Origin of the sequence: Bradyrhizobium sp. BWC-3-1, from assembly GCF_032917965.1 — a bacterium.
GTDB lineage: Bacteria > Pseudomonadota > Alphaproteobacteria > Rhizobiales > Xanthobacteraceae > Bradyrhizobium > Bradyrhizobium canariense_D.
Map to the genome: position 1 here is coordinate 2,882,721 of NZ_CP136625.1, position 18,408 is coordinate 2,901,128.

General features: G+C 65.0%; 17 protein-coding genes. 11 read left to right on the plus strand and 6 right to left on the minus strand.

The window, feature by feature from the left end; translation table 11 throughout:
• Positions 1 to 172 precede the first annotated feature (172 nt).
• The 5 genes from RX329_RS13900 to RX329_RS13920 all read left to right on the plus strand — a co-directional run bounded on the left by RX329_RS13900 (position 173) and on the right by RX329_RS13920 (position 6,883).
• Positions 173 to 1,003 carry a universal stress protein gene (locus tag RX329_RS13900; protein WP_247471747.1) on the plus strand — a complete coding sequence of 277 codons (831 nt, stop codon included), beginning with the start codon at positions 173 to 175 and terminating at the stop codon, positions 1,001 to 1,003.
• 69 nt (positions 1,004 to 1,072) lie between these two features.
• Positions 1,073 to 3,766 carry a bifunctional acetate--CoA ligase family protein/GNAT family N-acetyltransferase gene (locus RX329_RS13905; RefSeq protein ID WP_317245961.1) on the plus strand — a complete coding sequence of 898 codons (2,694 nt, stop codon included), beginning with the start codon at positions 1,073 to 1,075 and terminating at the stop codon, positions 3,764 to 3,766.
• Between the two features lie 103 nt (positions 3,767 to 3,869).
• Positions 3,870 to 5,006, plus strand: coding sequence for an ABC transporter permease (locus RX329_RS13910; protein ID WP_317245962.1), 1,137 nt, complete (start codon positions 3,870 to 3,872; stop codon positions 5,004 to 5,006).
• 2 nt (positions 5,007 to 5,008) lie between these two features.
• Entirely contained in the window at positions 5,009 to 5,776 is a 768-nt protein-coding gene (locus tag RX329_RS13915) for an ABC transporter ATP-binding protein (protein WP_317245963.1), read from the plus strand.
• Between the two features lie 3 nt (positions 5,777 to 5,779).
• Complete coding sequence (locus RX329_RS13920; protein ID WP_317245964.1) at positions 5,780 to 6,883, plus strand: ABC-type transport auxiliary lipoprotein family protein; 1,104 nt, start codon at positions 5,780 to 5,782, stop codon at positions 6,881 to 6,883.
• Positions 6,884 to 6,889: 6 nt separating this feature from the next.
• Here RX329_RS13920 and RX329_RS13925 read toward each other — a convergent pair whose 3' ends face one another.
• On the minus strand, positions 6,890 to 7,207 hold the full coding sequence (locus RX329_RS13925; protein WP_317246405.1) for a cytochrome c: 318 nt from the start codon (positions 7,205 to 7,207) through the stop codon (positions 6,890 to 6,892).
• 148 nt (positions 7,208 to 7,355) lie between these two features.
• On the opposite strand from RX329_RS13925, the gene RX329_RS13930 reads away from it, so the two are divergent.
• Complete coding sequence (locus RX329_RS13930) at positions 7,356 to 8,066, plus strand: helix-turn-helix domain-containing protein (RefSeq protein ID WP_317245965.1); 711 nt, start codon at positions 7,356 to 7,358, stop codon at positions 8,064 to 8,066.
• A 486-nt stretch (positions 8,067 to 8,552) separates the two neighbouring features.
• Positions 8,553 to 9,281, plus strand: coding sequence for a Crp/Fnr family transcriptional regulator (locus tag RX329_RS13935; RefSeq protein WP_018454810.1), 729 nt, complete (start codon positions 8,553 to 8,555; stop codon positions 9,279 to 9,281).
• Here RX329_RS13935 and RX329_RS13940 read toward each other — a convergent pair.
• Positions 9,278 to 10,054, minus strand: coding sequence for a cyclase family protein (locus tag RX329_RS13940; RefSeq protein ID WP_018454809.1), 777 nt, complete (start codon positions 10,052 to 10,054; stop codon positions 9,278 to 9,280). The genes RX329_RS13935 and RX329_RS13940 overlap by 4 nt on opposite strands.
• Positions 10,055 to 10,376: 322 nt before the next feature.
• Between RX329_RS13940 and RX329_RS13945 the strand changes: the two genes are divergently transcribed.
• The 4 genes from RX329_RS13945 (at position 10,377) to RX329_RS13960 (ending at position 14,096) form a co-directional block, all read left to right on the plus strand.
• Positions 10,377 to 11,348, plus strand: coding sequence for a TRAP transporter substrate-binding protein (locus RX329_RS13945; protein WP_085349491.1), 972 nt, complete (start codon positions 10,377 to 10,379; stop codon positions 11,346 to 11,348).
• Positions 11,349 to 11,434: 86 nt separating this feature from the next.
• Positions 11,435 to 11,983 (plus strand): TRAP transporter small permease, encoded by a 549-nt coding sequence (locus RX329_RS13950; RefSeq protein WP_026232817.1) that lies wholly within the window; start codon positions 11,435 to 11,437, stop codon positions 11,981 to 11,983.
• Positions 11,974 to 13,266: a TRAP transporter large permease gene (locus tag RX329_RS13955; RefSeq protein ID WP_018454806.1), complete on the plus strand. Its 1,293-nt coding sequence runs from the start codon at positions 11,974 to 11,976 to the stop codon at positions 13,264 to 13,266. Before RX329_RS13950 ends, RX329_RS13955 begins: the two co-directional genes overlap by 10 nt.
• Before the next feature lie 23 nt (positions 13,267 to 13,289).
• The gene (locus tag RX329_RS13960; protein WP_317245966.1) at positions 13,290 to 14,096 is read left to right on the plus strand and encodes an SDR family oxidoreductase; all 807 of its coding nucleotides are present in this window, start codon (positions 13,290 to 13,292) and stop codon (positions 14,094 to 14,096) included.
• Positions 14,097 to 14,105: 9 nt separating this feature from the next.
• Here the strand turns inward: RX329_RS13960 and RX329_RS13965 are convergent, their stop codons facing one another.
• From RX329_RS13965 to RX329_RS13980, 4 genes are read right to left on the minus strand one after another with little or no spacing between them, the layout of a single operon-like run.
• Positions 14,106 to 14,804 carry a substrate-binding domain-containing protein gene (locus RX329_RS13965; RefSeq protein ID WP_317245967.1) on the minus strand — a complete coding sequence of 233 codons (699 nt, stop codon included), beginning with the start codon at positions 14,802 to 14,804 and terminating at the stop codon, positions 14,106 to 14,108.
• Positions 14,801 to 16,933, minus strand: a complete 2,133-nt coding sequence (locus tag RX329_RS13970; protein ID WP_317245968.1) for a xanthine dehydrogenase family protein molybdopterin-binding subunit — start codon at positions 16,931 to 16,933, stop codon at positions 14,801 to 14,803. The genes RX329_RS13965 and RX329_RS13970 overlap by 4 nt, the downstream gene beginning before the upstream one ends.
• Positions 16,930 to 17,400 (minus strand): (2Fe-2S)-binding protein, encoded by a 471-nt coding sequence (locus tag RX329_RS13975; RefSeq protein ID WP_317245969.1) that lies wholly within the window; start codon positions 17,398 to 17,400, stop codon positions 16,930 to 16,932. The genes RX329_RS13970 and RX329_RS13975 overlap by 4 nt, the downstream gene beginning before the upstream one ends.
• A gap of 15 nt (positions 17,401 to 17,415) precedes the next feature.
• A complete protein-coding gene (locus tag RX329_RS13980; protein WP_317246406.1) occupies positions 17,416 to 18,372 on the minus strand; it encodes a tripartite tricarboxylate transporter substrate binding protein in 957 nt (318 codons plus the stop codon).
• Between the last annotated feature and the right edge of the window lie 36 nt (positions 18,373 to 18,408).

Consider the following 18,408-nt stretch of genomic DNA (forward strand, 5'->3'; position numbering starts at 1 on the left):
TGCGTCGGAAGCGGCTCACCCGCGATCAGGGTAATCCATAGAAGCAGATCGCGGCCAGTCCTTGACTTCGGTCAACGCCTGTCTCCTTCCGGCCGGTCGAAGTTCCCGGGCTTGACGAGGATCAAGCGTCCCGACCAAAGCCGGCCTATTCTGGTGCCTGAGGAGAATCCCGATGCCGATCAAGGACGTCTTTCTGCCGCTCGTCGGCCAGCCACGCGGCCCGGCCCTTGCTGCGATCGAGACATGCGTGGCCGTTGCCGCCGACCTCGGCGCCAGGATCACCGCGCTGGCACTTGAGGAGGATGTCTTCGTGCGGCCGAAGGTGATGCTCCCCGATGCGACCGAGGCAAACCGGACGCTTGGCGCGGGCGACAGTCAGCATCTCCTGGATGCGTTCACCCGCGCAACCTCCCGCACCGGCATTCGCGCTCAAAGCCGGTCGGCCAAGGTGCCGGCAGACCAGATCGCGTCAGTCCTGGCCGAGCACGGACGCTTCAGCGATCTCACGCTGCTCCCCGTGACGCCACACGACAGCCGAACCGAGCACATCATCGAGACGCTCCTGTTCGAATCCGGGCGGCCAGTGCTGCTCTGCCCGGAGCAGCATGTGGACGAGCTGCGCCCGGAATTGGAGAACGTCATGATCGCCTGGGATCATTCCGCGCGTGCGGCGCGTGCGGTCGGCGACGCGCTGCCTATCCTTCAGGCAGCAGCCCTGGTCCGCGTGGTGACCGTGGCGGACGACAAGTCCGACGCGATCGTGCAATCCGGCACGGCTCTGGTCGATCATTTGAGGGAACACGGGGTCTACGCCTCGTTCGAAACCGCGAAGGGCAACGGCAGCTCGATTGGCAAGGTGCTCGGAAGCTGGGCGAATTCCCATGCCATCGATGCGATCGTGATGGGCGCCTACCATCATTCGCGCCTGAACGAGATCGTTTGGGGCGGTGTGACAAAGACCGTCATTGGCGAACCACCGTGCTGGGTTATGCTCTCGTACTAGGCGGATCGCCAGTTTATCGGCCTGATCGTCAACCATCGGAACCGCCACCGACCGGGCGCATTTGCTTTCATGTCAATCTATCGTCTGAAGAACCTGCTGTCGCCGCGTTCGGTTGCGCTCGTCGGTGCGAGCGCCCGCCCGGTCTCCGTTGGACGCGCCGTTCTGGAGAACATCCGTAAGGCCGGATTCACGGGACAGTTCGGCCTCGTCAATCCGCGCCATGCCGAGATCGGCGGCGTCGCGGCCGTGGACAGCCTCGATCAATTGCCGTTCTTGCCCGAGCTTGTGATCATCACCGCGCCGGCGCGCGCGGTTCCCGGCATTGTCGATCAAGCCGGGCGGCGCGGCTCGGCCGGTGCCCTGATTGTCTCGGCTGGGCTCGGCCACGGACCGGGATCCCTGCACGAGGCCGCCATCACTGCGGCCCGCAAATACGGCATGCGGCTGATCGGGCCGAACTGCCTGGGCATCATGATGCCCGGCGTGAGCCTCAATGCCGGTTTTGCCGCGCACATGCCGGGGCCCGGGAATCTCGCGCTGATCTCGCAATCAGGGGCGATCGCGGCCGGCATGGTCGATTGGGCCGCGCAGCGCGGCGTCGGCTTCTCCGGCATCGTCTCGATCGGCGATCAAATCGACGTCGATCTTGCCGATCTGCTCGACTATTTCGCGATGGATCACAAGACCCGCGCGATTCTGCTCTACATCGAATCCATCAAGGACGCGCGCAAGTTCATGTCGGCCGCGCGTGCCGCGGCGCGCGTGAAGCCGGTCGTCGTGGTGAAGTCCGGCCGAATGGCGCAGGGCGCGAGGGCGGCCGCCACCCATACCGGTGCGCTCGCGGGGGCCGACGCCGTCTATGACGCGGCGTTCCGCCGCGCGGGCGTCCTGCGGGTCTCCGATCTGCGCGAGCTGTTCGATTGCGCCGAGACGCTCGGCCGCGTCGAGTCGCCGGCGGGAAAGCGCCTCGCCATCCTGACCAATGGCGGCGGCATCGGTGTCCTCGCCATCGATCGATTGGTCGAGCTCGGCGGCATTCCGGCGAGCATCTCGGCGGACGCCCGCAAGAAACTCGATGACGCGCTGCCGCCGACCTGGTCCGGCGCAAATCCCGTCGACATCGTAGGTGACGCCGATGCGTCGCGCTATGCGGCGGCGCTCGACGTGTTGCTTGCCGATCCCGACAACGATGCGGTCCTCGTCCTCAACGTGCAGACCGCGATCGCCTCGGCTGCCGATATCGCAACGATGGTGACCGAACGCGTCAAGGCATATCGCGAGAAGCACCGCAATTGGGCCAAGCCCGTGCTCGCCTCGTGGATCGGAGCAGACCAGAACATCATCGAAACACTGTCCGGCGCCGGCATCCCGAACTATCCGACCGAGGATGATGCCGTGCGCGGCTTCATGTACCTCGTGAGGCACCGCGAAGTCGTGGAGGAACTGAGCCAGGTTCCACCGGCGATGCCCGAGACTTTTGTGCCGGACGCACGTGCCGCAAGACAGATCGTAGCTGCTGCCATCGCAGACGGCCGCCAATGGCTCGAACCCGTCGAGATCAAGCACCTGCTCGAAGCCTACGATATCGCGATGGTGCCCACATACGCCGCGGCCGATGTCGAGCAGGCGGTGGCCTACGCGAAAGACATCTTTGCGCAAGGCGCCACCGTCGTGCTGAAAATCATGTCGCGCGACATCGTCCACAAATCCGATGTCGGCGGCGTCGTGCTCAATCTGACGACGGTCGAGGCGGTGCGCACCGCTGCCACCGACATTATCGCTCGGGCGAGAAAGCTGCGTCCCGAAGCTCGCATCGAGGGCGTCATCGTGCAGGCGATGGTGGTGAAGGCTAAGGCCCGCGAGTTGATTCTGGGCCTCGCCGACGATCCGACCTTCGGCACGGTCGTTGTGTTCGGCCGCGGCGGGACCGCGGTCGAGATCATCAACGACAAGGCGCTTGCGCTGCCGCCGCTCGATCTGCAACTGGCCCGCGACCTGATCGACCGCACGCGCGTGTCCCGGCTGCTTCGCGCTTACCGGGACGTGCCGGCGGTGAAGCCCGACGCCGTCGCCATGGTCCTGGTCAAGCTGGCGCAGATGGCCGCCGACATTCCCGAGATCCGCGAATTCGACATCAATCCGCTGCTGGCGGATGAAACCGGCGTGACCGCGGTCGACGCTCGCGTCGCGGTCGGGCCGCCGCAACGGAAGTTTGCCGGCTCCGGCGCCGCCAACTTCGCCGTTCGGGCCTATCCGTCGCAATGGGAGCGCCGCCTCAAGCTCAAGGAGGGCTGGCGGATCTTCGCGCGGCCCCTGCGTCCGGAGGACGAGCCGACCATCCACGCATTCCTGCGTCATGTCACGGCGCACGATCTTCGTCTGCGTTTCTTCGCGCCGATGAAGGAGTTCACTCACGAGTTCATCGCGCGCCTGACCCAGCTCGACTATGCGCGCGCGATGGCCTTTATCGCATTCGACGAGGCGACCGGTGAGATGGTCGGCGTTGTCCGACTCCATTCGGACTCGATCTACGAGAGCGGCGAATATGCGATCCTGCTGCGGTCCGATCTCAAGGGCAAAGGTCTGGGATGGGCCCTGATGCAGTTGATCATCGACTACGCGAGATCGGAAGGCCTCAAGGCGATCTCGGGTGATGTTCTCAGGGAGAACACCACCATGCTGGAGATGTGTCGCCAGCTCGGCTTCGATGTGAAGCCGGATCCGACCGAGCCGGATATATGCGATGTCAGGCTGAAGCTCTGAGCGCGCCGCTACAGCTGGCCTTGAGACAGGTCAAGCCAGCCGCCCCATGCTGGCCTAGAACTGCCGGCTGAACGGGCCCCGGTTGTCCCGACGAGGTGGAATCGTGAACTCCGAACCGCTGTTGCTGGCGAGGCCCTCCGGCGAAGAGCTGAAATTGTGCCCGGAAGGGCCGTGGATTGCCGCGAACGTGTCGCTGCTGGAGACGTTGTCCCGGTCGGTCGGGGCGGATGTCGATCGATCCAGAGCCGTGACGCTGGACATGTCGGGCGTCAGCGCGCTTGACACGCTCGGCGCCTGGGTCCTGGAAAAGCTATCGCGCAGGGCTTCATCATCCGGTCAAGCGGCCGAGTTTATCGGTGTCGCCGACCATTTCAGCGGCCTGATGGACGAGGTGCGCCAGGTCAACCGCCACACGCCGCTGCCGGCGCCCGCACCCAACCCGGTTCTGCTCAGACTGAACGATCTCGGCAAGTCCACGGTCGGAGCGCGCGAAGACATCACGATCTTTCTCCAAATGCTGGGCGCGTTGTTCATCGCCGTGATCGGCGTGCTGCGCCGGCCGCGCTCGCTGCGGCTGACATCGCTGATCTATCAGCTCTACCGCATCGGCTGGCAGGCCATCCCCATCGTCGTGCTGATCACCTTCCTGATCGGCGCTATCATCGCCCAGCAGGGATTCTTCCATTTCCGCAGGTTCGGCGCGGAGTCCTACACGGTCGACATGGTCGGCATCCTGGTGCTGCGCGAGCTCGGGGTGCTGATCGTCGCCATCATGGTCGCCGGCCGTTCGGGAAGCGCCTACACTGCCGAGCTCGGCTCGATGAAGATGCGCGAGGAGATCGATGCGCTCTCGACCATGGGCCTCGATCCCGTCCACGTCCTGATTCTGCCGCGGGTTGCGGCCCTGGTGATTGCGCTGCCAATCCTTGCCTTCATCGGATCGATTGCCGCACTCTATGGCGGCGGCCTGGTCGCGCAGTTCTACGGCGGTATGGCGCCGGCGATCTACATCGCGCGGCTGCACGAGGCGATCTCGGTCACCCATTTCGAGGTGGGCATCCTGAAGGCGCCGTTCATGGCGCTGGTGATCGGAGTAGTCGCCTGCAGCGAGGGCTTGCGCGTGAAGGGCAGCGCCGAGTCGCTGGGACGACAGACCACGACGTCGGTGGTCAAGTCTATCTTCCTGGTGATCGTGCTCGACGGCCTGTTCGCGATCTTCTTCGCCTCGATCGGAATGTGATCATGGGCGAATCGCAAGAGCAGTTCGCGATCCGCGTCCGCGACCTCGTGGTCGGCTTCGGCCGGCAGACCGTGCTCGATCGTCTGTCGCTCGACGTGCGCCGGGGTGAGATCCTCGGGCTCGTGGGGGCGTCCGGTGGCGGCAAGTCGGTGCTGATGCGAACCATCATCGGCCTCATCCCGCGCCAAGGCGGGACCATCGAGGTTACGGGACGGCCAATCGGCGGCCGCACCGAAGGTGCGGCCACGACCTGGGGCATCCTGTTCCAGCAGGGCGCGCTGTTCTCCTCGCTGACGGTCCGGCAGAACATCCAGTTTCCGCTCCGTGAAAATCTCGTCCTGTCGCAGGAGCTGATGGACGAGATCGCGATCGCCAAGCTCGAAATGGTCGGGCTGCGGCCCCAGGATGCCGATAAATATCCGGCGGAGCTATCCGGCGGCATGACCAAGCGCGTGGCGCTGGCGCGCGCGCTCGCGCTCGATCCGCCGATCCTGTTCCTGGACGAGCCGACCTCAGGCCTCGATCCGATCGCGGCGGGCGATTTCGATGCGCTGATCGGGACGCTGCAAAAGACCCTCGGCCTCACCGTGTTCATGGTCACCCATGATCTGGCGAGCCTGACCACGGTCTGCGACCGCGTCGCCGCTCTCGCTGACGGCAAGATCGTGGCGATCGGTCCGATGCGCGAGCTGCTGCAATCCGAGCATCCCTGGGTGCGCGCCTATTTCCACGGCAAGCGCTCGCGGATGCTGCAACACGAGATGAGATGAGACATGGAAACCCGCGCTCCCTACGTGCTGATCGGCAGTTTCGTCCTGGCGGCGATCCTCACGGTGTTCGGCTTCGTCTATTGGCTGAACAACACCGGCGGGATCGGGCCGCGCACCAGCTATCACGTGCAATTCCAGGGCCCGGTGCCCGGTCTTCTGGTCGGCGCCGGCGTGCTGTTCAACGGCATCCGCGTCGGCGAGGTCACCCAGCTCGGGCTTTCGCCGGACAATCCACGCGTCGTCAATGCGACGATCTCGGTTGCTTCAACCACGCCGGTGCGCGCCGACAGCAGGGTCGGGCTCGATTTCCAGGGGCTGACCGGCGTGCCGGTGGTGACGCTGGAGGCAGGCGTCATCGTCACTAAATCCGGCGAGCCCCCGACCTTGATTGCCGAGGCCGGTGCGGGCCAGAGCATGACGCAGGCCGCGCGCGATGCACTGCGGCGGGTCGATACCGTGCTGGAGGACAATTCGGGTCCGCTGAAGGACACCATCGCCAATCTCAAGACCTTCTCCGACGGGCTTGCGCGCAACACCGGCAAGATTGACGGCATTTTGGCGGGCCTGGAGAAGATGACCGGTGGCGGAACGCCGGCGCAGAAAGTCACCTATGACCTGCGCACGCCGCAGAACCTCGGTCCGGCCGGCAAGACGCTCTCGGCGTCACTGGCCATTCCCGAGCCGACGGCGGTCGCCATGCTCCAGACCCAGCGCATGCTGTTCGCGCCGGGCGGCGATAATCCGGGCTTTGCGGACTTCCTCTGGGCCGACAGCATTCCCAAGCTGATACAGGCGCGTCTGATCGACAGTTTCGAGAACTACGACATCGCCCACGCGCCGTTGCGCACGGCCGATCTCGGGCAGGCGGAGTATCAGCTGCTGATCGACCTCAGGCGCTTCCGCATTGCCACCGAGGGGGAGGCACGGGTCGAAATCGGACTGTCGGCCCGGATCGTCGACAAGAACGGCAAGGTGATCGCCTCGCGTCTCCTCGAGACCAGCGAAAAGCTCGACAAGGTCGAGCCGGCCATAGCGGTCGCAGCGTTCGGTGTGGCCTTCACACGCATCGCGAAGGAGCTGATCGGCTGGACGGTGCAGGCGGTGTGAGGGCGACTATTCCAGGGTCTTGAGGTAGGACAGGAGATCGTGGATCTGGTCCGGACTGAGCTCGAAGGCCGGCATGTCGGCGTGGCCGGTGTTGATGCCCTCGGCCAGCGCCTCCCCAAGGCTCTCGATGGGATAGCGCTGGTGCAGGGTCCGCAGCGGCGGTGCGATCTTGAGCGGACTGTTCGACGCACGGTCGATCGCGTGGCAGCGCGTGCAATTGGCTCGCGCAAAGGCCTTGCCGCGTTGTTCGGCGGTCGGGGCAGCCAGGGCAGGCGTCATCAGAAGCAACCCGATCAAGCCGTGACGCAGCGTTCCTTGCAGCATGTAAAGCGACCCCATTTACGTCTGGGAGAAGAATAGAGCGGGGATTCCCTCCAAAATTGATCTGGGTCAACCGGCTTTGGCGCACTGCAGTAAAATGCAGCTGCGCGGCGGGATGGGCCTGATGGGCAGCCGGCGCTTGGAGCGGTCGATGAAGCCCGTAGTCACGATTGAGCCGAACTGGCAGCTCTGCAGCGATTGCGCCGTCCGCGCATCAGCGGTTTGTTCGTCGTTGGATGCGGTCGAGCTTCGGGAATTCGAGCATCTCGGCCGGCGGGTCCATTTTTCCTCAGGCGAGACTGTGTTCTCCGAGGAGGACATCACGACCTCGTTCTACAATCTCCTCGAGGGCGTCATGCGGCTGTACAAGCTGCTGCCCGACGGCCGCCGGCAGATCGTGGGCTTTGCCTTGCCCGGCGATTTCCTGGGGATGAATATTTCGGGCAGGCACAATTTTTCGGCCGATGCGATCGGCGCGGTGACGGTATGCCAGTTCGCGAAGTCACCCTTCGGCCGTTTCATCGAAGACCGGCCGCATCTCCTCAGGCGGATCAACGAGCTGGCGATTCGCGAGCTGAGCCAGGCCCGGGACCACATGGTCCTGCTCGGCCGCCGTTCGGCGGACGAAAAGGTTGCGGCCTTTCTGCTCGGCTGGCGCGAGCGGCTGGTCTCGCTGAAGCGGGCGTTGGACACGGTTCCGCTTCCAATGAGCCGCCAGGACATCGCCGACTACCTCGGCCTGACCATCGAGACCGTCAGCCGCACCTTGACCAAGCTGGAGCGCCACGGCGTGATCGAGGTCATTCATGGCGGGATCAGCCTGCTCGATCCGGCGAAGGTCGAGGCCTTGGCCGCAGCCTGATTCCGACGCAGCGCTGCTCGATTTTGATCGGGATCAATGCATTCGGCCGCCCGCCCCGAATAATGCTCAAACCACAGGGGAGGGCATTATGCCGGCTGACGCGTTGCTTATGAGCACCATTGTCGTGGCAATCTTTGTCACATTCGCCGGGGCTCTGGCCTGGGCAGACCGCCAAACCAGTACAGGCCGGCCCGAGTCGCGTCGAAGCTTCTGAGATCACCGTCCCATCTTGCGGCGCCCGCGGGGCGGGCTATGCCGTGCGAGTTCGGGACGGTGGCAGCGCCTCAACGCAAGGTGGCGTGCGGCACTTGCAACTCTGCATCGACTGGGACGCATTGGCTCATCCTTCGGCTGCCGGCTTCACGCCTGGCCGCGGCATGTTCGCCGCGTTTGCCTCAAATAGGGCACATGCTTTCCGGTTGAAAAACTGGGCTACACTGACTACGCAGGGACCCCAGTGCCTCGCAGTCTTAGGAGCCCAGTGGCGTGCCTCAGGACAAGACCGGCGACGACCCCAGACAAGCGGCGGGGAATAAATTATCGGTCCTGCGCAAGCACCCGATCTTTGCGGATCTGGAGCCGGAGGCGCTGGATCAGCTCTGCCGTTACGCCAAGCACACCACGGTGAAGCGCGGCGCGACGATCGCTGCCAAGGGCGATCCCGGCAACAATCTGTTCGCGGTGATCACAGGGACGGTGAAGATTTCCTCTTCGTCGCCCGACGGCCGTAACGCCATTCTCAATCTGATCGGTCCCGGAGAGATCTTCGGCGAAATCGCGGTGCTCGACGGCGCCCCCAGGTCGGCCGATGCGACCGCCAACACCAATTGCGAGCTCTACATCATCGATCGCCGGGACTTCCTGCCGTTCGTGAAGAGCCAGCCGGCGCTCGCAATGAAATTCATCGAGCTGCTCTGCGCGCGCCTGCGCTGGACCAGTCAGCAGGTCGAGCAGGTGATCCTGCAAAATCTGCCGGGCCGGCTTGCGAGCGCGCTGCTCGGCCTCACCGAAGAGCGCAAGTTCGACTCCGGCAGCGGCACGCTCGCCATCACGCAGCAGGAGATCAGCGAGATGGTGGGGATGACGCGCGAGAGCATCAACAAGCAATTGCGCGCCTGGGCGGGCCGCAACTGGGTTCGCCTCGAGCACGGCGCCATCGTCGTGCTCGACATTAATGCCTTGCGCGAACTCGCCGAGAGCGGGCTCGACAGCTAGCTGTCGATGATCGCGACGGCGCGGGTCCAGCCCGCGGACGCGCGCTCGATCTTCACCGGAAAGCACGAGACCGTGAACCCGGTCGAAGGCAGCTGGTCGAGATTGTGCAGCTTCTCGAGATGACAATAGCCGATGTGCCGTCCCGCCTTGTGGCCCTCCCAGATCAGGCCGGCATCTTTCGTTTCGGCATATTTCTTCGCGGTGTGGACGAACGGTGCGTCCCAGCTCCAGCCGTCGGTGCCGGTCAGCCGCACGCCGCGTTCGAGCAGGTACATGGTGGCCTCATAGCCCATGCCGCAGCCTGAGCTGACATAGTCGGCTTGGCCGAACCTGGCGCCGGCGCCGGTGTTGACGACGACGATCTCCAGCGGCGACAGCGCATGCCCGATCCGCCTCAACTCCTTCTCGACGTCGTCGGCGCTCGCCACGTAGCCGTCGGGCAGATGCCGGAAGTCGAGCTTCACGCCGGGCTGAAAGCACCATTCCAGCGGGACCTCGTCGATCGTCCATGACCGCTCGCCGCGATTCATGGTCGGATGGAAGTGCCAGGGCGCATCGAGATGCGTGCCGTTATGGGTCGACAGCGAGACCTGCTCGACGGCCCAGCCCTGGCCGTCCGGCAGATCCTGTGCCGTGAGGCCGTCGAAGAACTGCAGCATCCGCGGCAGGCCCTGCTGGTGATCGATGTACTGGATCGTCGGGTGATTGCCCGGCGGATCCGCCGTCACGTCGTTTCTGAGCGGCACGGAGATGTCGATCAGCTTCCGCGGCATGGGCATTCCTCGGGATGTCCGTTTTGCTTCGCAGCATCTTGAGAGGACCGCACCGGCCGCGTCAAGCAACGCGCATGAACGATTGCCGCGCCAGACGACAGATGATTTCGGAAAAACTGGACGAGGAGCCGGCTGTCTGCCCAAAGCCGGTCTGATCCATCGATGCAACTCTAGCATTGATCGATGCCGGATTTGGCTTGGACAGAGAATGCCGCGCGCCCTAGGGACGACGATGGCGCTTGACTTCACACCGGAAGTGGAGCGACCCAAGGCGGCCCGCAGCATCTGCCCAACGATATAATCACCTCAGGAGGAAGCCCAGATGAAGATACTCACCGGCGTCATCGCAGCCGCTCTGCTGGCGGTCTCAGCCCCCTTGGCGACCGCACGCGATTTCCGTTCCGCCGACATCCATCCCGCCGATTATCCAACCGTCGAGGCCGTCAAGTTCATGGGCAAGCAGCTCGCCGCGGCGAGCGGCGGCAAGCTCGGCGTGAAGGTGTTCCCCAACGGTGCGCTGGGCTCCGAGAAGGACACCATCGAGCAGCTCAAGATCGGCGCCCTCGACATGATGCGGATCAACGCATCGCCCTTGAACAACTTCGTGCCGGAAACCATCGCGTTGTGCCTGCCCTTCATCTTCCGGGACACGCAGCACATGCGCACTGTCCTTGACGGCCCGATCGGCGACGAGATCCTGGCGGCCATGGCGCCCGCAGGCCTGATCGGCCTTGCCTATTACGACAGCGGCGCCCGGTCCATTTACACCGTGAAGGCACCGATCAAGTCGCTCGCGGACGTCAAGGGTCTGAAAATTCGCGTCCAGCAATCCGATCTGTGGGTCGGCATGATCCAGAGCCTCGGGGCCAATCCGACGCCAATGCCCTATGGCGAGGTCTATACCGCTCTCAAGACCGGTCTGGTGGACGCTGCCGAGAACAACTGGCCCTCTTACGAGTCCTCGCGCCACTTCGAGGCCGCCAAGTTCTACAACGTCACCGAGCACTCCCTGGCGCCCGAAGTTCTCGTGATGTCCAAGACGGTCTGGGACACGCTGAGCAAGGAGGACCAGGCGATGGTCCGCAAGGCGGCCAAGGAATCGGTGCCCGTCATGCGCAAGCTCTGGGACGAACGCGAGCAGGCCTCCCGCAAGACGGTCGAAGCGGCCGGCGTTCAGGTCGTGACGATCGCCAACAAGGCGGAATTCGTCGACGCGATGAAGCCGGTGTACGACAAGTTCGCGGGTGACGAGAAGCTGAAGAGCCTCGTCAAGCGTATCCAGGACACGAAGTAAGGCCATAGCGTCGGTCCGGCGTTGCCGACTGGCGACGCCTGACCGACGCATTGGACGCGCGCAAGGAGACTTGCAAGGAGACTTGGATGACAGACCCTCACGTCGCAGACCACGAACTGGACGTAGCCGGACGCCCGTCCACCGGCTTGCTGTCCCGGATCAATGCTCCCGTCGCTCGGCTAGGGATGTACCTGTCGGTGACCGGGCTGCTCGTCATCGTCACCATCGTCTTCTACCAGGTGTTCGGACGCTACGTGCTCAATTCCAGCCCGACCTGGACGGAGAACCTTGCGTTGGTTCTTATCCTGTATGTCACGTTGATCGGCGCCGCCGTGGGCGTGCGCGATGCCGGACATATCGGCATGGACAGTTTGCTGGTGATGCTGCCGGATCGCGCGCGGGAGAAGATCGAGCTTGTCATCCACGTCCTGGTCGCCGGCTTCGGCGTCGCGATGGCCTATAACGGCTGGATCCTCGGGGCCTCGGTCGGAACCGTGAAGATCCCCAATCTCGGGCTTCCCGAGGTCATCCGCTACGTGCCGCTGATCGCCTCCGGCGTCCTCATCGTCTCCTTTTCAATCGAGCACATCATCGCTCTCCTGCGCGGCGAAGAGGTCGTCCCCTCATGGAACTGATCATCCTCGGCGCCACTTTTTTCGGCTTTCTGGTCCTCGGCGTACCGGTCGCCTTCGCGATCGGCCTCTCGGCGATTTGCACCATCCTCTACGAAGGCCTGCCGGTCGCCGTCATCTTCCAGCAGATGATGTCGGGGATGAACATCTTCTCCTTCCTCGCCATCCCGTTCTTCGTCTTCAGCGGTGAACTGATGCTGCATGGCGGCGTCGCCGACAAGATCGTGCAGCTTGCCAAGAATCTCGTCGGACACATCCGCGGCGGGCTCGGCATGTCGAACGTGGTCGCCTGCACGCTGTTCGGCGGCGTCTCCGGCTCGCCCGTGGCCGACGTGTCGGCGATGGGGGCGGTGATGATCCCCATGATGAAGAAGGAAGGCTTCGACACCGACTACGCCGTCAACGTCACCACCCATGCCTCGCTGGTCGGAGCACTGATGCCGACCAGTCACAACATGATCATCTATGCGCTCGCGGCCGGCGGCAAGGTCTCGATCGGCGCGCTGATCGCCGCCGGGCTCCTGCCGGCCCTGGTGCTGATGGTGTGCATGCTGGTCGCCGCTTACGCGGTCGCGGTGAAGCGAGGCTATCCGGCCGGCAAGTTCCCGGGCTGGCCCGCGGTTTTTCGCTCGTTCGCGGCCGCTCTGCCCGGCCTTCTGATCGTCGGCATCATCCTGGCGGGCATCCTGTCCGGCGTGTTCACGGCCACCGAATCCGCGGCCGTCGCGGTCACCTATACGATCCTGCTGACGTTCTTCATCTACCGCACCATGACCTTGCCGAACTTCCTGCGCGCTGCGGCCAAGGCGGTGAAGACCACGGGCGTGGTGCTGCTGCTGATCGGCGTCTCCACCATGTTCCAGTATCTGATGGGGCTTTACGAGGTGGCCGACTTCGCCGGCGAGATGATGAGCAAGGTCTCGACGCAGCCCTGGGTCATCTTCCTGCTCATCAACGTCATTCTGTTCGTGCTGGGCACGTTCATGGACATGGCAGCGACCATCCTGATCTGCACGCCGATCTTCCTGCCGATTGCGATGAAGGCCGGCATGGATCCGGTGCAGTTCGGCATGCTGATGCTGATCAACTGCGCGCTCGGGCTGAACACCCCGCCGGTCGGGACCACGCAGTTCGTGGGCTGCGCCATCGGCGGCATCTCGGTGGGCGCGGTGATGCGCACCATCCTGCCGTTCTACGCCGCCCTGATCGCAGCTCTGATGTTCGTGACCTACGTTCCCGCCTTCTCGCTGTGGCTGCCCCGCCTGCTGATGGGCTACAAGGGATAGCAGCAATACAGGAGAATCTATCCGTGACCGACTATCGCAAGCTCTTCGATCTCACCGGCAAGACGGCCGTGGTGCTCGGCGCCGCCTCGGGCATCGGCAAGTCGTCGGCCGAGGCGCTGGCCGGGCTCGGCGCCCGTGTCGTCTGCGCCGATCGCGCGCTTGACGCCGCCGAAGCAACTGCCGCCGGCATTCGTGAGAAGGGCGGCTGGGCCGAGGCGGCTGGGTGTGACGCCGCGAGCGCTGCGGACGTCAATGCGCTGGCCAAGACCGTGATGCAGAAATTTTCGCGGCTCGACATTGCGGTGACGACGCCCGGGCTCAACATCCGCAAGACCATCCTCGACTACACCGAGGAGGATCTCGACCGCGTCCTCAACCTCAACATCAAGGGCACGGTCTGGTTCTTCCAGGCCTTCGGCCGCATCATGGTCGAGCAGAAGGGCGGCAGCATCATTGCCTGCTCCTCGGTACGGGCGGTGACCATCGAGCCCGGCCTCGGCGTCTACGGCTCGACCAAGGCGGCCATCGGCCTGCTGGTGAAGGGCTTTGCCTCCGAGGTTGGACGCTCCGGCGTGCGCGTCAATGCGATCGCGCCGAGCATCGCCGAGACCGCGCTGACCGGCCCGTTCAAGCAGCGTCCCGACATCTACAATCTCTATGCCGGCCACACCGTGTTCAACCGCTGGAGCAGCGCCGACGAGGTCGCGACCGCCGTCGCCTATCTCGCCTCGGACGCCGCGAGCTATGTCAGCGGCAGCACGCTGTTCGTCGATGGGGGCTGGACGGCCGTCGACGGGCCGCCGACCGGCCTCACCCAGTTACACAAATAAAGCGGTTATCTAGCCGGCAAAGCCGGCGCGCTGGCGCAGATCCTTGCGGTCTGCGCCGGTCAGCAACGCGATCAGCGCGGCCGCCTCTTGCGGATGTGCGGCCCGCGTGGTCACGCCGGCCGTGTACATCGTCACGAGCTCGCAGCCCGGCGGCAGCGCTCCTGACAGTGCGATGCCGTCGGTCGCGATGATCTCGGTCGCCTGCGTGCAGCCGATCGGATGTTTGGCGCTGGATGCCGCAAGCTCCCGCATCGCGGTCGTGCCGTTCGGAAAGATCTTCAGGCGCGAGGCGACCTCGTAGGCGATGCCGAGCTGATCCAACACCTTTGCAACGTGCTGTCCGGCGGTCGAGGCTTTCGTATCAGGGACGTAGATCGCATCGGCGCTTCGCAGCACCTCGCGCAGGTCAGTTTCGGTCGTCACCGTCACCTTGGGATCGCGGCTGCGGACCGCCAGCGCGGTTTCGACTCGCCCGACATTTGTGATTGAGGAGGGGACGACGAGCGTCTCTTCGGCAAGCTTTGCAAGCAGCGCCTGCGTCAGGATCACCAGATCGGCCGCCGTCCCCGCGCGCAGCTTGTCGGCCATGATGCCGACCGCGCCGAACTCGCCGTCGATGCCGAAGCCGGTCTGCGTCTTGAAGGGATCGCTGAGGCCGCGCACCAGGCCTTGCGCCGCGCCTCCGCTCAAAATGCTCAGTGTCGTCACGATGCCAGCTCCATGGCTGCAATGATCTTGTCGCGGGTGATCGGCAGGTCGCGCACGCGCACGCCGAGGCAATCGTAAACGGCATTTGCGATCGCGGCCGTCACCGGGCCGTGGGCGGCCTCGCCGGCGCCGACGGGCTCGATCTCCGGCCGCTGAACGATCTCGACATCCACCATTGGCACCTCGCTGAAGGTGAGGATCGGATAGTCGGTCCAGGACGTCGATGTGACGCGCGTTCGGTCGAAGTGGACGCGCTCCTTCAGCACCCAACTCGTCGCCTGGATCGCGCCGCCCTCGATCTGGTTGATGACGCCGTCCGGGTTGATGGCCTCGCCGACATCGACCGCCAGCGTCAGCCGCTTGACGCGGATGTCTTCAGTGCCTTCGATCTCGGCAATCGCGGCGCAATAGGCCCCCATGTTCTTGTAGCGGGCGAAGCCGACGCCATGACCGATGCCGGCCTGCTTCTGCGGTTTCCACTGCGCGCGTCGTGCCGCGGCCCGGATGACGTCCTTCGCGCGTTCGTCGCGCAGATGGCGCAGGCGGAACGCGATCGGGTCTTCGCCGCGCAGGGTGGCGACCTCGTCGAGCAGGGACTCGATCGCGAACACATTGCCTTGTCCGCCGAGCGTCCGCAGCGCCGAGGTCCGCACCTGCATGGTCAGCAGCCGGTGGCTCGTGACCGTCCAGGCGGGGAGGTCGTAGAGCGGAACGGAGTTGCGGTCGCCGCCGCCGCCATTGGCCGCCGGCGGATTGGTCGAAATCATCCGCGGGTAGGGGTTCGTGATCTCGGTTGCGGCGAGCAGCGCGGGCTGCGCCGCGCGCCCCGGCCGCGCCGCGTGGCCGTTGCTCCAGATCGCATGGCGCCAACCGACGATCTCGTTGTCCGCGTCGAGATCGGCCTCGATCTCGATCGCCATCGCCGCGCCAAACGGTGCGTGGGACATCTCGTCGTAGCGTGACCATTGCACCCGCACCGGACGGCCGCCGGCAGCCTTCGCCAGCAGCACGGCATCCAGCGCGACATCGTCAGCGGCATTGTGTCCGTAGCAGCCCGCGCCTTCCATGTGCTCGACCACCATGTTTTCTGGCGGCAGCTTGAGCACGATCACGAGGTCGGCCCGCAGCAGGTAGACGCCCTGGCTGTGCGTCCACACGTGGACGCGGTCACCGTCCCATCGGGCCATCGCACAGGATGGAGCGATCGAGGCATGCGCGATGTAGGGACGGATGTATTGCCGGCGGAGGGTGCGCGCAAGCTTGGGTGTCGCCGCAGTCGTCCGGACATCGATCACGGTGGTCTCGACCGGCTGGCTCTTCAAGAACCCGGCGAGATCATTTTCATCCGGCAGCGGCTCGCCGGCCGACCATGTCGCCCCCTTGCGCAAGGCTTTCAGCGCGGCTTCCGCCGCTACCTCGCTGTCGGCAACCACGCCGGAAAAGCCGCCGTCGCGGACGATCGCGACGAGGCCGGGAACGGCTCGCGTCGCCGTCTCGTCGAGCGCGATCAGCCTGGCGCCCGAGATGTCCGGCCGCAGCACGCGTCCGTGCAGCAAGTCCGGCAGCGGACAGTCATGGATAAAGCGCGCCCGTGCGAACACCTTGTCGGGAATGTCGATGCGCTGAACCGGATGTCCGGCCACAGTGCGCTTGGCGACAATCTTCGCCGTCGCGCTCGCATTGGCGTCGTGGTCGAGCGAAACGCCGCCGGCCAACTCCCAATAGCTGGTCCTGACATTGCCGGGGCCCGAGATCGTGCCGTCATCGATCTCGAGCAGCGATGCATCGACACCAAGACGTTCGGATGCCGCGGTGAGGAAGCGCTGGCGGACCTCCGCACAGGCGTGGCGCAGCGCGCGGCCGGACTGCTGGATCGAAAGGCTGCCCGAGGTGACGCCTTCGTTCGGGCTTGCCGCCGTGGAGGCGCGGATCATCTCGATGCGGCCAATATCGACGTCGAGTTCGTCGGCTGCGATCTGTGCCAGGGCCGTGACGATGCCCTGGCCGATCTCGACCTTGCCGGGCGAGATCGCCACACGGCCGTCGCCGACGAGCTTCACCCAGGATGACAGCTTGGGATTGGCCGCAAGGCTGACCGGCAGTATCGGGGCAGGGGACGGCGCACTCATGATGTCGCCATCTCCGCGGCCGCCCGCAGCACGGCGCGGACCATGCGGTTGTGCGATCCGCAGCGGCACAGATTGCGATCAAGCGCGGTTCTCACCTCCGCCTCCGTCGGCGACGGATTGCGCTTCAGCAGCGCCGCCGCGCTGATCAGGATTCCCGAGACGCAATAGCCGCATTGCATCGCCTGCTCGGAGATAAAGGTGCGTTGCAGCGGATGCGGTCGCTCCGCGGTGCCGAGGCCTTCCACCGTGACGACCTCCTTGTTGGCGACCGACCACATCGGCATGTCGCAGGAGGCCATCGCGCGATCACCGACCATGACATGGCAAGCGCCGCACTCGCCGGCCCCGCAGCCGAAATGCGGACTTGTGACGCCGAGCCGGCCGCGCAGCACATCGAGCAATGTCTGATCCGGATCGGCATCCACCGCTACTGCCTTGCCGTTGAGCTGGAATTGAATGGTCGGCATTGTCGCGCTACGGCCTCAGGACTTGTCGAACTTCTTGACGACGTCGGCCCATTTCTCGATGTCGCCGCGCAGGAACTTGTCGAATTGCTCCGGCGTCATCGACATGGGCACCGCGCCCTGCGCAGTCCAGAGCTTGACGATGTCGGGCCGCTTCACCATTGCGTTCACGGCGGCATTGAGCTTGTCGATCACGGGTTTCGGCGTGCCGGCCGGCGCCATCAGGCCGAGCCAGATCGTGGCTTCGTAGCTTGCGACCCCCGCCTCGATCGCGGTCGGCACGTTCGGCAGCACGGCTGAGCGTTGTTTGCCGGTGGTCGCAAGCGCGCGGACCTGGTTCTCGCCGATGTTCGGCGCCATTGCCGGCACCGCGTCGATCATCATCTGCACCTGCCCGCCGATCACGCCGCTGCGGGCCTCGCCACTGTTGCGGTAGGGGACATGGACGAGATCGATGCCGGCCATCGCTTTGAACAGCTCGCCGGCCATGTGATAGGGCGTGCCCTGGCCGGAGGAGGCGTAGTTCAGCTTGCCCGGCTGCGACTTGGCGAGGGCAACGAACTCCTGCAGCGTCTTCGCTGCGACTTGCGGGTTCACCACGATGACGAGATCGGAAGAGTTCACCGGTGCGATCGGCGCGAGGTCGCGCATCAGCTCGTATTTGCGTTTATCCGGCGTCAGCAGGGATTCGTTCGCGGTCTGGGTGTTGGACATCATCAGCAGCGTGTAGCCGTCGGCGGGCGACTTCGCCGCTTCGACCGTGCCGATGACGCCGCCCGCGCCGGTGCGGTTCTCGATCACGAAGGGCTGGCCAAAACTCTCCTGGAGCGCATTGCCGATCTGCCGGGCCGCGACATCGGCCGGCCCGCCGGCGCCGAAGGGCACGACGATCCGGACCGAATGGTTGGGATAGTCCTGCGCCAGGGACGGGGCTGCGGAGCATGCGCTGAGCAGGCCGGCGGCCAGCGCCAGCATGAATTGTCGGGCCGTCACACCCACCTCCCTGTCGTT

What these genes read in the sequence shown, in the direction of transcription:
- RX329_RS13900 (WP_247471747.1), top strand. Translation starts at nt 173, where the DNA reads ATGCCGATCAAGGACGTCTTTCTGCCGCTCGTCGGCCAGCCACGCGGC.
- RX329_RS13905 (WP_317245961.1), top strand. Translation starts at nt 1,073, where the DNA reads ATGTCAATCTATCGTCTGAAGAACCTGCTGTCGCCGCGTTCGGTTGCG.
- RX329_RS13915 (WP_317245963.1), top strand. Translation starts at nt 5,009, where the DNA reads ATGGGCGAATCGCAAGAGCAGTTCGCGATCCGCGTCCGCGACCTCGTG.
- RX329_RS13920 (WP_317245964.1), top strand. Translation starts at nt 5,780, where the DNA reads ATGGAAACCCGCGCTCCCTACGTGCTGATCGGCAGTTTCGTCCTGGCG.
- RX329_RS13925 (WP_317246405.1), bottom strand. Translation starts at nt 7,207, where the DNA reads ATGCTGCAAGGAACGCTGCGTCACGGCTTGATCGGGTTGCTTCTGATG.
- RX329_RS13930 (WP_317245965.1), top strand. Translation starts at nt 7,356, where the DNA reads ATGAAGCCCGTAGTCACGATTGAGCCGAACTGGCAGCTCTGCAGCGAT.
- RX329_RS13940 (WP_018454809.1), bottom strand. Translation starts at nt 10,054, where the DNA reads ATGCCGCGGAAGCTGATCGACATCTCCGTGCCGCTCAGAAACGACGTG.
- RX329_RS13945 (WP_085349491.1), top strand. Translation starts at nt 10,377, where the DNA reads ATGAAGATACTCACCGGCGTCATCGCAGCCGCTCTGCTGGCGGTCTCA.
- RX329_RS13950 (WP_026232817.1), top strand. Translation starts at nt 11,435, where the DNA reads ATGACAGACCCTCACGTCGCAGACCACGAACTGGACGTAGCCGGACGC.
- RX329_RS13955 (WP_018454806.1), top strand. Translation starts at nt 11,974, where the DNA reads ATGGAACTGATCATCCTCGGCGCCACTTTTTTCGGCTTTCTGGTCCTC.
- RX329_RS13970 (WP_317245968.1), bottom strand. Translation starts at nt 16,933, where the DNA reads ATGAGTGCGCCGTCCCCTGCCCCGATACTGCCGGTCAGCCTTGCGGCC.
- RX329_RS13975 (WP_317245969.1), bottom strand. Translation starts at nt 17,400, where the DNA reads ATGCCGACCATTCAATTCCAGCTCAACGGCAAGGCAGTAGCGGTGGAT.
- RX329_RS13980 (WP_317246406.1), bottom strand. Translation starts at nt 18,372, where the DNA reads ATGCTGGCGCTGGCCGCCGGCCTGCTCAGCGCATGCTCCGCAGCCCCG.